The sequence below is a fragment of the uncultured Caulobacter sp. genome, from assembly GCF_937900395.1.
Classification (GTDB): Bacteria; Pseudomonadota; Alphaproteobacteria; order Caulobacterales; family Caulobacteraceae; genus Caulobacter.
Genome location: NZ_CALCDX010000232.1, coordinates 15,477 through 30,761, shown reverse-complemented (window position 1 = coordinate 30,761; position 15,285 = coordinate 15,477). Strand labels below are relative to the sequence as shown.

Annotated in this window: 10 protein-coding genes, 1 tRNA gene and 1 pseudogene; 6 read left to right on the top strand and 6 right to left on the bottom strand. The window is 68.0% G+C overall.

All coding sequences use genetic code 11. From position 1 onward, the window contains the following. Positions 1 to 314: response regulator (locus tag Q0379_RS20845; protein WP_299016281.1), on the top strand; the 314-nt coding region annotated here is incomplete at its 5' end. A 210-nt stretch (positions 315 to 524) separates the two neighbouring features. Here Q0379_RS20845 and Q0379_RS20840 read toward each other — a convergent pair. Next, positions 525 to 1,688 carry an aminotransferase gene (locus Q0379_RS20840; protein WP_299016279.1) on the bottom strand — a complete coding sequence of 388 codons (1,164 nt, stop codon included), beginning with the start codon at positions 1,686 to 1,688 and terminating at the stop codon, positions 525 to 527. Here Q0379_RS20840 and Q0379_RS20835 point away from each other — a divergent pair. Further along, positions 1,680 to 1,869, top strand: a pseudogene (locus Q0379_RS20835) (hypothetical protein); the annotation flags it as partial. The gene Q0379_RS20840 and the pseudogene Q0379_RS20835 overlap by 9 nt on opposite strands. Before the next feature lie 37 nt (positions 1,870 to 1,906). Here the strand turns inward: Q0379_RS20835 and Q0379_RS20830 are convergent. The 3 genes from Q0379_RS20830 to Q0379_RS20820 form a co-directional block, all read right to left on the bottom strand. Next, positions 1,907 to 4,276, bottom strand: a complete 2,370-nt coding sequence (locus Q0379_RS20830) for a GGDEF and EAL domain-containing protein (RefSeq protein WP_299016285.1) — start codon at positions 4,274 to 4,276, stop codon at positions 1,907 to 1,909. 452 nt (positions 4,277 to 4,728) lie between these two features. Further along, positions 4,729 to 6,561 carry a translational GTPase TypA gene (typA, locus tag Q0379_RS20825; protein WP_066681230.1) on the bottom strand — a complete coding sequence of 611 codons (1,833 nt, stop codon included), beginning with the start codon at positions 6,559 to 6,561 and terminating at the stop codon, positions 4,729 to 4,731. 744 nt (positions 6,562 to 7,305) lie between these two features. After that, the gene (locus Q0379_RS20820; RefSeq protein ID WP_299016277.1) at positions 7,306 to 8,214 is read right to left on the bottom strand and encodes an N-formylglutamate amidohydrolase; all 909 of its coding nucleotides are present in this window, start codon (positions 8,212 to 8,214) and stop codon (positions 7,306 to 7,308) included. A 168-nt stretch (positions 8,215 to 8,382) separates the two neighbouring features. Here Q0379_RS20820 and cpdR point away from each other — a divergent pair, with 168 nt between their 5' ends. Continuing rightward, entirely contained in the window at positions 8,383 to 8,739 is a 357-nt protein-coding gene (gene cpdR, locus Q0379_RS20815) for a cell cycle two-component system response regulator CpdR (RefSeq protein WP_066681226.1), read from the top strand. A gap of 113 nt (positions 8,740 to 8,852) precedes the next feature. Next, a tRNA-Val gene (locus Q0379_RS20810) sits at positions 8,853 to 8,927 on the top strand. Between the two features lie 23 nt (positions 8,928 to 8,950). Here the strand turns inward: Q0379_RS20810 and Q0379_RS20805 are convergent. Further along, on the bottom strand, positions 8,951 to 10,303 hold the full coding sequence (locus Q0379_RS20805; RefSeq protein WP_299016283.1) for a DsbA family protein: 1,353 nt from the start codon (positions 10,301 to 10,303) through the stop codon (positions 8,951 to 8,953). A 183-nt stretch (positions 10,304 to 10,486) separates the two neighbouring features. Between Q0379_RS20805 and Q0379_RS20800 the strand changes: the two genes are divergently transcribed. After that, positions 10,487 to 11,584, top strand: coding sequence for an MBL fold metallo-hydrolase (locus Q0379_RS20800; RefSeq protein WP_299016275.1), 1,098 nt, complete (start codon positions 10,487 to 10,489; stop codon positions 11,582 to 11,584). A 34-nt stretch (positions 11,585 to 11,618) separates the two neighbouring features. Here the strand turns inward: Q0379_RS20800 and Q0379_RS20795 are convergent, their stop codons facing one another. Further along, a complete protein-coding gene (locus Q0379_RS20795) occupies positions 11,619 to 13,610 on the bottom strand; it encodes a M10 family metallopeptidase (protein WP_299016273.1) in 1,992 nt (663 codons plus the stop codon). A 259-nt stretch (positions 13,611 to 13,869) separates the two neighbouring features. Here Q0379_RS20795 and Q0379_RS20790 point away from each other — a divergent pair, with 259 nt between their 5' ends. After that, a complete protein-coding gene (locus Q0379_RS20790; RefSeq protein WP_299016271.1) occupies positions 13,870 to 15,099 on the top strand; it encodes an OmpA family protein in 1,230 nt (409 codons plus the stop codon). The last annotated feature ends 186 nt before the right edge of the window (positions 15,100 to 15,285 follow it).

Below are 15,285 nucleotides of genomic sequence, written 5' to 3'. Positions count from 1 at the left end.
TCGACTGCGAGCTGGTCGAGGCCGAGAACGGCCAGGTCGCGCTGGACGTGTTGGCCGAGCGCCCGGTCGACCTCGTCCTGATGGACGTCAACATGCCCGTGCTGGACGGGCTGGAGGCCACGCGCCGGCTGCGCCTGGATCCGCGCTTCTATCGTCTGCCGGTCATCGCCCTGACCGCCGACGTGATGTCGGCCCAGATCAAGACCTGCCTCGACGCCGGCTGCGACGCCCACGTCGCCAAGCCGATCGACCTACGGAATCTCCTGTCGGTGATGGATCGGTGCCTGACCCGCACGCGGGAGACGGTGGGGTAGGGGATGTGAATCCCTCTCTCTTCGAGAGAGGGAGGGGCCCAGCGCCGTAGGCGATGGGAGGGTGAGAGGTGTCATCGTCGGCCGGAAGCTCCCGGCGGCTTTGACCTTCGCTATCCTGCGCGCACGTTCTTTGCGCCCACAGCCCCAACTTCATCGGAGAGCTTCTTACCTCTCACCCTCCCACCGCTTCGCGGCGGGCCCCTCCCTCTCTCAAAGAGAGAGGGACTTCTTTGCCGCCGCCAGGCGTTCGATCGCCGCGTCGAGCGTTTCGTCCGACTTGGCGAAGCAGAGACGCACCACGGTCGTCACCGGCGCCTCCGCGAAGAACGCCGACACCGGGATGGCCGCCACGCCGAAGTCGGTGACGCAGCGCTCGCAGAAGGTCACATCGTCCAGAGCGATCCCCGAGGCGGCGAGGTCGACGTTCAGGAAGTAGGTCCCCTGGCTCTCGAGCACGACATAGCCGGCCGCGCGTAGCCCTTCGGTCAGCCGGTCGCGGGAGCGCTGCAGGGCGGCGGACATGTCGTCGAACCAGGCGCGGTGATTGTCCAGGCCCCAGGCGACGCCGGCCTGCAGGTTCGGCGGGGTCGTGAAGGTCAGGAACTGGTGGGCGGCGGCGAGCGCCCGGGTCAGGGCCGGGGCGGCGCAGAGGAAGCCGACCTTCCAGCCGGTCATGCCGAACAGCTTGCCGGCCGAGCCGATCTTGACCGTCCGCTCGCGCATGCCGGGAAAGGTCATCAGCGGGCGATGGCGGCGGCCGTCGAACACCACCGCCTCCCAGACCTCGTCGCAGACGGCGACGACGTCGTGGCGGACGCAGAACTCGGCCAGCAGAGCCAGGTCCTCGTCGGGGGCGACCACGCCGGCCGGGTTCAGGGGGCTGTTCAGCACCACCATCTTCGTGCGGTCGCTGAACGCGGCCTCCAGCATCTCGCGAGTGAAGCGCCAATGCGGGGGCGAGAGGCGGACCAGCTTCGGAACCCCGCCCGCCCGGCGCACCAGCGGCAGGTAGGCGTCGTACAGCGGCTGGAACAGCACCACCTCGTCGCCCGGCGAGATCAGCGACAGGAACGCCGCCGCCAGCGCCTCGGTCGCGCCGGAGGTGACGGTGATCTCGGCGTCGGGGTCCAGCGCCAGGTCCTGCGTGCGCGCATAGTGGCCGGCGACGGCGGCGCGCAGCTCGGGCAGGCCGCGCATCGGCGGATACTGGTTCGAGCCCTCGATCAGCGCCCGCGCCGCGGCTTCGCGCACAGGCAGGGGGCCTTGGTCGTCGGGAAAGCCCTGACCCAGATTGATCGCGCCATGCTGGCGCGAGAGGCCGCTCATGCGCTCGAAGATCGTGGTCGGCAGGTTGTCGAAGACGGGATGGACCATGGGGGGAGTTATTGGGCGAATTGCGTATCGCCAAAAGTCCAAATCCACCCGTCATTCCCGCCCTTGTGGCGGGAACCCCTCTGTCCACCGCATGGGCGGGAGGGGCGGACTGCTCGGCAGTCCGCTTGCGTCGCACGTTTCAGCTGAACCAGGGGTTCCCGCCACAAGGGCGGGAATGACGGAGGTTGTTGGGGCGTAGGGGGCGCTGGGACCCCCCGCTACCCCGCCGCCGCCTCGCCCCAATCGTCGTCCCAGTCCTCGTCCACATGCCAACCCCGCATCTGGCGCGCCGTGGCCGCCAGCAGGAAGCTGGGGATGTCGCCGACCGGCATCGGACGGCCGTACAGGAAGCCCTGGAAGTGGTCGCAGCGCATCTCGGCCAGGAGTCTCGCCTGGTCGACGGTCTCCACCCCTTCGGCGGTGACCTCCAGGTTCAAGGTCTGGCCCAGCAGGGCGATGGTGCGCAGGATGTCGGCGATCGCCGCGTTGTCCTGCATCTCGGCCACGAACGAGCGGTCGATCTTGATCTTGTCGAACGGGAACCGCCACAGATACGACAGGCTGGAATAGCCGGTGCCGAAGTCGTCCATGGCGATCTTCACGCCAAGCTTCTTCAGCTGCGCCAGCTGGTCCAGGATCTTGGCGCTGTCCTGCAGCAGCAGGCCCTCGGTGATCTCGAGTTCCAGCCGCGACGGGGCCAGGCGCGAGGCCTTCAGCGCCTTGCGGACGTGGGCCACCAGATCGCCGGACACGAACTGGTGGGGCGACAGGTTGACGGCCACGGTCAGGGGCGAGGGCCAGCTGGCGGCCGTGCGGCAGGCCTCGTTCAGCACCCACTCGCCGATCTTGCCGATCAGGCCCCATTGCTCGGCGCATTCGATGAACTCGCCCGGCGCCACCAGGCCCCGGCGCGGGTGCTGCCAGCGCAGCAGCGCCTCGAAGCCGGTGACCCGGCCGCCCTCGCGGCCAATCAGAGGCTGGAAGAACAGCTTCAGCTCGTCGTTGTCGAGCGCGTCGCGCAGGTCCATTTCCAGCTCGCGACGCTGCTTGATCCAGAGGTCCATCGACGTCTCGAAGAAGCGATAGGCGCCGCGGCCGTCGCCCTTGGCCTGGTAGAGGGCCAGGTCGGCGTTCTTCAGCAGGCCGTCCGGATCGTCGGCGTGCAGCGGGGCCTCGGCGATGCCGACGCTGGCGCCGATCAGCACGTGGTTGCCGCGCACGTCGTAGGGACGCGACAGGCTTTCGACGATGTCGCGGGCCAGCTCGCCCAGGATCTCGGCGCCGGGCGAGGGGGCCACCACCACGGCGAACTCGTCGCCGCCCAGGCGCGCCACCAGCCCCATCTCGCCCACGCAGTCGCGCAAGCGGGCCGAGGCCTGGACCAGCAGGTCGTCGCCGATCGGATGGCCCAGGCTGTCGTTGACGCCTTTGAAGTGATCGAGGTCCAGGCACAGCACGGCGCAGCCGGCGCCGCGCGGCTCGCGGTCGGCGCGGCCGTGCTCGGTCCAGGCGCGGCTCAGGGCCTGCAGGAACGACAGGCGGTTGGGCAGCTGGGTCAGGACGTCGTAGTGGGCCAGGCGCGAGATGCGGGCCTGGTCCTCGCGGGCCTGGGTGATGTCGGCGCCGACGCCGCGGAAGCCGGTGAAATGGCCGTCCAGGTCGTGGATCGGCTTGGCCGACAGCGACCACCAGTGGGTCTCTTCGCCCACCTCGATCGAGACGACCACGTCGCGGAAGGTCTTTTGCTCGACGAACAGGGCCGAGAGGGCGGCGACCGGGCCGTCGGGGCCCTCGGCCGCGCCGCACAGGTCAGACATCGGCTGGCCCAGAAGCTTGGCGCGCTCGACGCCGGCGGCGGCGACCATGCGGTCCGAGACGTAGGTCAGGCGGCCCAGCGCGTCGACCTCCCACAGCCAGTCGCTGGCGCCCTCCTCGAAGTCGCTGAGCAGCAGGCTGACCACCTGGCGCTGGGTTTCCAGCTCCTCGGACGCGATCAGGCGGTCGACGAAGATCCTGGCGTGCGACAGGCACGAGACGACCACCACGGCGTGGCAGAAGATCAAGAGGCCGCCCAGGGCGTAGAGGATCGGGTCATGGCTGGTCGACAGCGCCAAGAGCGCGCCCAGCGTCATCGGGGTGGAATAGGCGATGGCCGCGGACGGCAGGGTCAGCAGGGCGAAGCCGCCGCAGCCGACCATGCCGGCGATCACCGAGGCGACCATCATCGGCATCGAGCCCTTGAAGCCTTGCTCGGCGGGCATGGTCAGGATCGGGAGGATGGCCCACAGGCTTCCCAGAACGCCGGCCTGCCAGGTGATGCGGCGCACGCCGCGCGCCGAGACGGCTTTGTTGGGACTGCGCCGACGTTGCGAGGCGACCCAGCCGCGCAGGCCCAGCAGGGCGTAGGCGACGACCGCGCAGGCCCACAGCGTCAGGCCGTCCGTGTGAGGACTGCCTTGGCCGGCGAAGGCGACCAGTATGGCGATGAGGATGTTCGCGCCCATCATGACGGGCGTCATGCGCAGGATGCTCTGCACCTGCTCCATGCGGACGCGGCCGGCCATCGCCTCTGGCAAGGCGGGCAGCATCCGAGACAAAAGCGCGGTCGTTTCTCGACCGACGAAACTGATCGTGGAACGCAAGTGTGCCGATCCCCCGGGGGCAGTCCGCTCCCCAAGCGAAAACATATCCGTCGTTTATGTAAACTGGCGGTTAAGTGTGACCGCGCGCATCGCCGCACGGCGGCAAGCTGTTGCAATGACCCAGCGTAAGGGCGCGACGTTCATGCGCGAACCAGCGGCGTCCGCGCGCAAAAAAGCCGCCGTCCCGAGGGGCGGCGGCTCTTGGATGCTTTGGGGTCGGTCTAGCGACCTTTCCCAGACGTTCCGTCCTCTTGTCATCCCGGCCTTAGCGTAGCGGAGAGCCGGGACCCATGGGCCGCCTCACCGCGCTTTGGCCCCTCGGTCCCGGATAGCCTCTGCGAGGCTTCCGGGATGACACGGGATACCATCGAGAGAGCGAGGCTCTCTCTCTGTCAGAACTAGTCTTCCTTCGTGCGCTTCTTGCGGAACGAGGGGTTCAGGACCTGCTTGCGCAGGCGGATGTTCTTCGGGGTGACCTCGACCAGCTCGTCATCCTCGATATAGGCGATGGCCTGTTCCAGGGTCATGCGGCGCGGCGGGGTCAGGCGGATCGACTCGTCCTTGCCCGAGGCGCGGACGTTGGTCAGCTGCTTGGCCTTCATCGGGTTGACGTCCAGGTCGTCCGAGCGGCTGTTCTCGCCGATGATCATGCCCTGGTAGGTCTTCTCGCCGGCGCCGACGAACATCACGCCGCGCTCTTCCAGGTTCCACAGGGCGTAGGCCGCCGTTTCACCATCCGAGTTCGAGACGAGCACGCCCTTGCGCTGCTGGTCGATCGGGCCCTTGTGCGGCTCGTAGTGGCTGAACACGCGGTTCAGCACGCCCGAACCGCGGGTGTCGGTCAGGAACTCGCCCTGGTAGCCGATCAGCGAGCGCGAGGGCGAGAGCAGCTGGATGCGGGTCTTGCCCGCGCCCGACGGGCCCATGTCCTTCAGCTCGGCCTTACGGGCCGACAGCTTTTCGATGACGATGCCGGTGAACTCGTCGTCGACGTCGATGACGACGTCTTCCATCGGTTCCAGGCGCTCGCCGTTCTCGCCGGTCTGATAAACGACGCGCGGACGGCTGATCGACACCTCGAAGCCTTCGCGGCGCATGTTCTCGATCAGCACGCCCAGCTGCAGTTCGCCGCGGCCGGCGACTTCATAGGCGTCCTTTTCCGAGGTCTCGGTGACGCGGATGGCGACGTTCGACTCGGCTTCCTTGAGCAGGCGGTCGCGGATGACGCGCGACTGGACCTTGTCGCCTTCGCGACCGGCCAGCGGGCTGTCGTTGACCGAGACGGTCATCGAGATGGTCGGCGGGTCGATCGGCTGGGCCGGCAGGGCCTCGGTGACCTCCATGGCGCACAGCGTGTCGGCCACGGTGGCCTTGCTCATGCCGGCGATGGCGACGATGTCGCCGGCCTCGGCGCCTTCGTCGACCGGCTGGCGCTTCAGGCCGCGGAAGGCCAGCACCTTGGTGATGCGGCCGCGCTCGATCTCGTTGCCGTTACGGTCCAGGGCGTGGATGGCCATGCCGGGGACGGCCTTGCCGCTGGCGATGCGGCCGGTCAGCAGGCGGCCCAGGAACGGGTCGCTTTCGATCAGCACGTTCAGCATCTGGAACGGCTTGTCCTTGTTCTCGGCGACCTTGGGCGGCGGAACGTGGCGGACGATCAGGTCGAACAGCGGGGCCAGGTTGTCGCTCGGCTGGTTCAGGTCCAGCGTCGCCCAGCCCGAACGGCCCGAGGCGTAGATGTGCGGGAAGTCCAGCTGCTCGTCCGTGGCGCCGATGGCGGCGAACAGGTCGAAGGCTTCGTTGTGGACGCGGTCCGGATCGGCGTGGGCGCGGTCGACCTTGTTGATGCAGAGGATCGGGCGCAGGCCCATCTTCAGCGCCTTGGTCAGCACGAACTTGGTCTGCGGCATGACGCCTTCCTCGGCGTCGACCAGCAGGACGCAGCCGTCCACCATGCCCAGGATCCGCTCCACCTCGCCGCCGAAGTCGGCGTGGCCGGGGGTGTCGATGATGTTGATGCGGGTCTCGCCCGCTTCGCCGTTCCACAGAACGCTGGTGCACTTGGCCAGGATGGTGATGCCGCGCTCACGTTCCTGGTCGTTGGAGTCCATCGCCCGTTCGGTCGTGGCTTCGTTGGCGCGGAACACGCCGGACTGGGCCAGCAGCTGGTCGACGAGGGTGGTCTTGCCATGATCGACGTGCGCGATGATGGCGATATTTCGCATGTTCATGGGAACGGACGGACTTTCGGGAAGAATAGGGGATGACGAGTCAAGCGTCAGGCGCGCGGCTTTTACGCGACTGCGCTCGATTTATCCACCCCCACCCCTCGGAAAGCATTGTCGCGGGTAACCGGTGTCATCGCCAAACCCTTACCAGGCTTGGCTTTGCGGGATGTTCTCGACAGAGACGGTTTCAATCGCAACGGATTGTGCGGCGCAACATGATGAAAAATGATGCACTCATTTTAGGCGACCCTACGTAACCCTTGTTGCATAAGGCGTTGCTCCAATCCCCTTTAGAAAAATAGGAATTGAACTGCATTTTTTCACTTGCCCAATTTTGCGTCGCACCCTATAAACAATCCCGTGAGGCGGCGCTGCCGCTTCTGCCCTTCCTGGGCGTTTCCTCCCTAATGAACTAGCCCGGTGGTTTCACCGGGCTTTTTTTTGGCCTGAGCGGCGGTTCGTGTCCTTGATCCACGACAACGCGCCGGGAACGGAGGGGTTCGGGGGACAAAATCCCTCTCTCTGAGAGAGAGGGCGGGGCCCGCCGCGAAGCGGTGGGAGGGTGAGAGGTTACGGCCTCACCTAGCTTAAGCGCCCCGGCCGTCCGCGAAACCGCGATGGCGAGCCCACTTCCCGAAAGCTTTGATCGAAGGTCCCGAGGTTCGCCGTTGACCGCGAAACCTCTCACCCTCCCATGCTGCGCATGGGCCCCTCCCTCTCTCCAAGAGAGAGGGTTTCAGTGGCGGCTTACTTCAGCTCACCGACATCCAGCGCCGCCAGGGCCCGCGTCAGCGTCTCGGCGTCCGCTGTCAGCTTCTCCAGGCCTTCGGTCGGCTCGCGCGTGTCCTCGTTCATATAGAGCGCGCGGTTGATCTCGATCTGCAGCGCGTGGGTGCGCTTGGCCGGGCGGCCGTAGTGCTCGGTGGTGTAGCCGCCGGCGTAGGGCGCGTTGCGGGCGACGCGGTAGCCCATGCCTTCGAGCTCGCGCTCGACCAAGCTGGTCAGCTTCGGCGAGCAGGCCGCGCCGAAGCGGTCGCCCAGCACGATGTCGCACGATCCGCCCCGGCCGCGCACGCCGCGCGCGGCGGCGGCCGGCATCGAGTGCCAGTCGATCAGGATGGCCGCGCCATGCGCCGCCCGCGCCGCCGCCAGCTGGCGGTCCAGGGCGTCGTGATAGGGGCGGTGGGCCAGCTCGATTCGATCGCGGGCCTCGGCGAAGGTCAGCTTGCGGGCGTAGATCGGCCGTCCCTCGCCGGCGACGCGGGGAATCGCCCCCAGCCCCGCCGCCACCCGGGCCGTGCGGCCCTGGGCGTAGTCGGGCAGATCCTCGTCGAACATCGACGGGTCCAGCTCCCAAGGCTCGCGGTTCAGATCGACATAGGCGCGGGCCAGCCGGGCGAGAATCACAGTCGCGCCCAGGGCGGGGGCGCCGGCGATGATCTGATCGACGAAAGCGTCCTCCGAGGCCCGCAAGGTTTCGACCGGCAGGCGGGCGGCCTCGACCATGTCCGGCGGATAGACCTCGCCCGAGTGGGGCGAGGCGAAGACCAAGGCGGTCGGCGGCGGCGCGCCGGCGGGCGCGGCGCGCAGCACCTCGAAGGCTGGCCCGGCAAGGGTTTCCAGCGTTTCGGACGGGATCGACCGGGCGGCGCTCATAGCCCATCATCGAAGCGCGCGTTCCCCGGGTCAAACGGCGATTTGTCGATGATCAAGCCGCCCACCGATCCGTCCACAGCCGCGACACTTAGGTTCATCCCCGATTTACGCTGAACTTGCTAAGGTGCCGAAAGCTACGACTTCTTAATCTTCAGGACACGTGACCTCATGGCCCGCATCCTCCTCGCCGAAGACGACGACTCCCTCCGCGGCTTCCTGGCCCGCGCCCTGGAACGCGCCGGGTTCGAAGTGACGGCCTGCGCGGACGGCGAGGAAGCCGTCCAGCACCTCGACACCAACTGGGACTTGCTGCTGACCGACATCGTTATGCCGGGCATGGACGGCATCGAGGTGGCCCGCCAGGCCGCCGCCCGCGATCCCGGCCTGCGCATCATGTTCATCACCGGCTTCGCCGCCGTGGCCCTGTCGGCGCAAGACCGCGCGCCGGCCGGCTCCAAGGTGCTGTCCAAGCCGGTCCACCTGCGCGACCTGGTCGCCGAGGTGGAGAAGATGATGGCCGCCTAAAAAACCGCTCGAAAAAAGTTTTGGGGCGGCTTGCGCGCCGGCCAAGCCGCCGCTATACCCCCACACCTTCCCGGCCGGGACGTCTTCTCGAAGACGCTTCGGATCGCTTCGGCGGACGCGTAGCTCAGCGGGAGAGCACTACGTTGACATCGTAGGGGTCACAGGTTCAATCCCTGTCGCGTCCACCATCCTTCTCCTTTCTTTTCAGGGTTCACGAGCCGTCGGCTCGCGACGTTCGACGACCGGACTTCGGCCCGGCGGGCGCTGGGTTCAGGGCGTCGCGGATGTCTTGCTCCAGCATCCATAGGCGATCCTGCCCCCAGTGCGCGGGGCCGCCGCTGACTCGAAAGGCGGGGACTCCCCAGAGGCCCGCGTCGAGGAGCGCGGCGCGATTGCCTTCCACGCGGGTTCGCCAGGTATCGTCGGCGAGGGCGGCGGTGGTCTGGGCGTCGGTCAGTCCCGCGCGGCGCGCGACGTCGAACAAGCCCTTGTCCTCGGCCAGGGCGATCCCATCGGCGAAGGCGGCCTTCAGGCCCAGTTCGGCGAATTCCTGACCCAGGCCCAGCGGAATGGCGTGATGCAGGACGGCCAGAGCGCGCTCGGCGCCGGCGCCGACCGGGTCCACGATCGCGCCGAAAGGCAGGCCAAGGCGTTCGGCTTCTCGCTTGCTGTCCAAGGCGATGTAGAGGGTCTTGATCCGCGGAACGGCCAGGCCTCGCATGACCATCGGCAGAATGGGGCGGAGTTCGAGCGGTGCGCCATAGGCGCGGGCCAGTCGCCGGATGCGGGGCATGACAAGCCAAGAATAAGGGCTGCGGAACGAGAACCAGACCTCGAGGGTCGGCGGCGATCCGGCCGGCGGCGCGTCGAGGGTCGGCTCCAGCGCCGGCGCTAGCGGTCGGGCGCCGGGCTCTCGGTCCAGGCCGCGGTCCGCCAGGCGACGCTCGAGCCAGCCGAGGCGGTCGACGCCCCAGAACCATTCGCCCTCGAAGTGAAACATGCCGCCCAGATAGTGGCCCAGGCGTCGGCGCGTGGCCTCGCCAGCGGCGAGACTCTGGTCGGCGAGGCCAGGCTCGGCGGCGCCGTTCAGGGCGGCCATCGCCTCCAGCGCGCGCATGTCGCCCGACCACAGCGCGTTCCCCGCCGCCGCGGCGGTCGCGTCGAAGCGGTCGCGGTCCAGCGCGTCCGCCAGGATGGCCTGCAAGCGCAAGACCGCTTCCGGCGCGGGCAGGGCGGGGTTGGACGGAAATTCCAGGCCGTGCGCCCGCGCCAGCCGGACGGCGTCGCGCAAGCCATAGCCTCGCAACCGTTCGCGGTCGGGCGCGGCGGAGTCCTCGGGGGGCGGGGCCAGATGGACCTCGATCTCCGCCGCGTAGCGGGCCCGCAAGCGCGGCAGCATCTGCGCGGCCAGATGCGAATAGGGGTCGTCGGCCTGATGAAAGTACCGGACGGTTGGGCGTTCGCCGCGCAGGCGAGCGGCCAGGGCCGCGCCATCGCGGGCCATGCGGCGGCGCATGGGGCTGGTCAGGAGCGTCGTCGCGCTTTTCAGGATCAGGGTGCGCATGGACACGGGCGTGAGCTCCGAGAGACCGGACCTGAATGACATCTATTGACATCAAGACTGTCAATAGGTGCTCGCGATCATGACGGCGGGCGCCGCGGGGAGAAGCCTTCACCCTATCGCGGATTTTATTGGCACTGTGCGTGCCATTATGTTCCTCTATGGCCAAAAGAGGAGGAGGCGAGGATGCGCGGACTTTGGATCGGGCTGGGCGCGCTGGGCTTGGTCGTCGTCATTGGCCTCGGCGGCGCATGGCTTTTTCGTGATCGGCTGGCGCTGGTCGGCATGCGTCAGGCCTATGCCCTGGCCCTGGCTGAAGATCCCCTGGCGAGCCTGCCCGACGGCCTGCACGTCGGTCTTTGCGGTTCAGGCTCGCCGATGCCGGATCCCACGCGAGCCGGCCCCTGCGTGGCCGTGGTCGCGGGGCGCGATCTTTTCGTGGTCGACTCCGGATCCGGCTCGACGCGCAACCTTCTGCTGATGAACCTGCCGCCGGCCTCGGTCGCGGCCACCTTCATCACCCACTATCATTCCGACCATATCGCCGACCTGGGCGAGCTGATGCTGCAGCACTGGGCTGGCGGCGCGGCGCGCGCGCCGATGCCGATCTATGGTCCGCCGGGGCTGGAGGGCGTGGTGGACGGCTTCGAGGCGGCCTACGCTCCCGACCGCGGATACCGCATCGCCCATCACGGCGCGGCGGTGGTCCCGCCCTCGGGGTTCGGGGGAGAACCTCATGTCTTCTCAGCCGCCGCCGACGGCCCGGACGTCCTCGTGCTGGAGAAGCCCGACCTGAAGGTCTGGGCCTTTCCGGTGGCCCATGCTCCGGTGGAGGGGGCCGTGGGCTATCGCTTCGAGTACAAGGGCCGCAGCGTCGTCGTGAGCGGCGATACGGGACCTTCCGAGCGCCTTGTCCGCGCGTCCAGGAACGTCGACCTTCTGGTCCACGAAGGCTTGGCGCCTAATCTGGTGGCGATGCAGGAGTCGGTCGCCGAGCAGGCGGGCCGCGGCAACTACGCCCACATCTTCAGGGACATCCTGACCTATCACACCCCGCCAGAGACGGTGGCGCGCGAGGCCAAGGCGGCGGGCGCCAAGGCCGTGCTGTTCTATCACGTGATCCCGCCCTTGCCGGTGCGCGCGCTGGAAGGGCCCTTCCTGGGACGCTCGAAGGAAATCTTCGGCGGGCCGATGCGCGTGGGGCGCGACGGCGACTTCGCGTCACTCCCCGCCGGATCCTCCGAGGTCAAATGGTCCAACCGCCTCAAGGCGCTCGGGTTCTGAGGTCCGGGCGGCGTCGGTCGCAAGGCGCCGCGCCTCAGGTCAGATTGTATTCCGGCTTGGCGTAGGACCCGATCAGGTCGACCCCGAACACCTCGCGGGTCAGTTCGTCGGCGTAGAAGGCCGCCAGCGACTTGGCGTAGACGCCGACGTCGGCCTTGGCCGCCTCGCCCAGCAGCCAGCCGACCATGGCGGCCTTGGTCCCCTGGCCGTTCAGTCCGTCCTGGCCGTAATAGGCGAAGTAGTCGGCCCTGGTCATGGTCTGGCCGTTCAGCACGAAGCTGGCGTCCAGCAGATCGCGCACCTTCTGGTCGGTGGGATTGAGGCCGAAGATCGCCGAATAGGCCTTGCGCGTCGCGTCGGTCAGGGTCAGCGCGCCATAGCTCGCGGCGAACGCCGTCGCCCCTTCGCCGACCTTGCCCAGGTTCATCGCGAAGTTGATGTAGCGGTTGCCGTAGTCGAAAGACTGATAGTAGGCGCTGTTGAGATTGTTGGCGTTGGGGCCGTCCGGCGCGATCAGATAGTCCATGCCCGCGGTGGTCGGCGTGCGGCCGGTGAAGAACTGGTACGACATCACCGCGACGCTGGCGGTCGAGTCCGCCGCCGTGATCACCTTGGCGATGGCCTGGGTGTGGCTGGCGCCGCCCGCCATGTCCGCCGCCAGACTCTTGGCCAGGCTTTCGGCGCTGGCGCTCAGCGGGGTCAGGCGCAGCAGGCTGCTCATGGCGGTCGCGACGCGGCTGTCGACCAGCGACAGGCTCTTGTCGGAGAACACCAGGCTCTCGATGTTCAGGACCACGTCGGTCCCGTCGGTCCCGACGTTGTCCTTGACCTGCCACGCGCCCGTTGAAAGGGCGGTGACGGCGTAGCCGGCGGCCTTGCCGCTGAAGACCGCCGTATCGGCGCCAAGAGCTCCGTCCAGGGTGTCATTGCCCTGGCCGCCGGTGATGCGGTTGGCGGCGTTGTTGCCGTTGATGATGTCGGCGGCCGTCCCGCCGACAGCGTTCTCGATCGTCGCGCCGAGCGCGATGGCGACATTGCCGGTCAGGCCGCCGACGCTGGAGAAGTAGCCGCCGCGCAGGTCGATGGTCTGGGCGACCTTGTAGCCGGAGAAGTCCAGGGTGTCGGTTCCGCCCGCGTCCCAGACGGCGAAGACCAGCTTGCTGGAGGCGCTGGTCGCGCTGAACCAGTCGCGGCCGGCGTTGGCGTTGAAGCCGTAGACGGTGTCGCCGGTGCGGGTCGACATGTTGGCGCCATAGGCCAGCTGGGCGGCGGCGATGTCGTCCAGCAGGGGAGAGGAGGCGTAGGCGCCGCTGAAGGCGCCCCCCGTGTTGCTCTCGCTGAAATAGGACATCACCGTGTACTGGCGGCTGTCCTCGTAATAGCCGGCGTTGGCGGCGTAGGTCAGGGTGGTGTTGGCGGCGGCGTCGTAGTCCCCCGGATGGTCCAGGCCGATCGCATGGCCCAGCTCGTGCACGATGACCATGCCGCCGTAATTGGTCCCCGTGGGGCTGGTGTTGTAGCTCAGGGTGGAATTGAGCCAGATGTCGCCGGAACGGTTCGTGGGCGAAGTGTTGCCCGGAAAGAAGGCGAAGGCGGCCGCCCCGTCCTGGCCGGAGCTGTAATTGCCAAACAGGATGGCGGCGTTGTCGCTGTAGGCGCTCGCGCCCGAGGTTCCCTCGCCCACGCGCACGAAGGTGATGTTGGCGACATCCGCCCAGGCCGCCAGGGCCTTCTCGGCCTGGGCGATCTGGGCGGCGTTGAAGGTCGAGAAGCCGGAGGCGTCGCCCGGCATCGTCGTCGGCGCATTGGCCCTATAGGCGTAGGTGACCGTCGCCGCCTTCTCCAGCTGATTGGACCAGCCCGGCTCGCCGCGCAGCAGCTGGGACGCGGCCTGGGCGATGGTCAGGCTGGTCTTGCCGGCCACGATACCGGTGCGGGAGTCGGCGTTGACGAAGGCGTTCGGCGTCTCGCCGCCGGAAACCGACGCAAAATCGTCGGGGGCCAGAGGAAAAGGTTCAATGCTCACAACCGTACTCCGCTCGTCCCCGGAACCGAGTATGGGTAAGTCGGATTTTTCCTTCAATCTCAGAGTCTTGCGACAAGAGCGCGCAGTTCTCCGGCCAAGCTAAGCGCTGCCGGATCGTGGCGTGGGGCCGCATTAATTTCACAATTCGCCCCATTCTGTGTCCTTAGGGCAACACCCGAATCCGCTCCGAGTGCGTTTGTCGTCCTGGGTCCCGGGGAACATGTCGGGACCGCGACATTCCAAAGTAGAGGGTAAAGCAATGAACATGCGGTTGCTGGTCGGCGTAGCTGCGGTGGCGCTAAGCGCCGCCTCGGGCGCCCTGGCCCAGAGCGCCACGAGCGGGTGGTACGTCGGTGCGGACGTCGGCTATCACGAGCCTGACGACGTCAAGGCGACCTCCACCAACAACTATCAGTGGAACTTCGGCAGCGACCACGACTGGGCCGCCTTCGGTCGCCTGGGTTACAAGTTCACGCCGAACTGGCGCGTGGAAGCCGAGTACGGCTACCGCCCGAGCGACATCAAGAGCGTCCGCGGCGAAGGCGGCTTCGGCACCGGCACCACGGGCGGCGCCCAGCCGATCGGTCTCTGCACCGCCGGCGTCGGCCGCACCTCGAGCGCCGCGACCTGCGGTGAGCCCGACGGCAAGTTCAAGGCCTCGACCCTGATGGCCAATGTCATCTACGACATGGCCCCGAACTCGAGCCTGAACCCGTTCATCGGCGCCGGCGTCGGTACGGCCTGGGTGCACAACAAGGTCTACGGCCAACTGTCGGGCGTCCCGGCTGGCGGCGCGATCTACCAGAACACCAGCTTCGACGACGTCGACCAGGCGTTCGCCATGCAGGGCATCATCGGCCTGGGCTGGAACTTCGCGACCAACTGGTCGATGGACCTGACCGGCCGCTATCTGCGCACCAGCAAGCTGGACTGGGGTTCGGTGACCCAGAACGCCGGTCCGGCCGGCGGCGCGATCACCGACGTGGGCACGTTCTCGGGCCGCTACAAGGACACCTCGGTGACCCTGGGCCTGCGCTACACCTTCGGCGCTCCGCCGCCGCCGCCGCCCCCGCCGCCTCCGCCCCCGCCGCCGCCTCCCCCGCCGCCTCCGCCGCCTCCGCCCCCGCCGCCGCCTCCGGCCGCGCCGGCCTACGAGTCGCGTGAGTTCGTGGTCTACTTCCCGTTCGATCAGTACGTGCTGACGACGGAAGCCCAGGCGGTGGTCCAGCAGGCCGCCGACTACGCCAAGGGCGGCGGCGCGACCCGCATCGTCGTCACGGGCCACACCGACACCTCGGGCTCGGACGCCTACAACCGCAAGCTCTCGGAACGCCGCGCCAAGGCGGTGGCCGACGGTCTGGTGGGCATGGGTGTCAACGCCACGGCCCTGGCCGTCGACTGGAAGGGTGAAAGCGCTCCGGCCGTCGCCACCGGCGATGGCGTGAAGGAACCGCTGAACCGCCGTTCGACGGTGTCGATCAACTTCTAAGTTTTCCGCTCGGAAGACTTCCAAGGGCTGGCCGCGAGGCCAGCCCTTTCTTTTTGCCAGCTATGCCTGGACCGCAAAACGAAAGGACGCTCCCGATGGGGTCGGGAACGTCCTGTACGGCGGGCCTAGAGGGCGGCGGCCGCCGCGACGTGGCCGGTTTGAGGGCTCCGGCCCCGTTCCGATAAG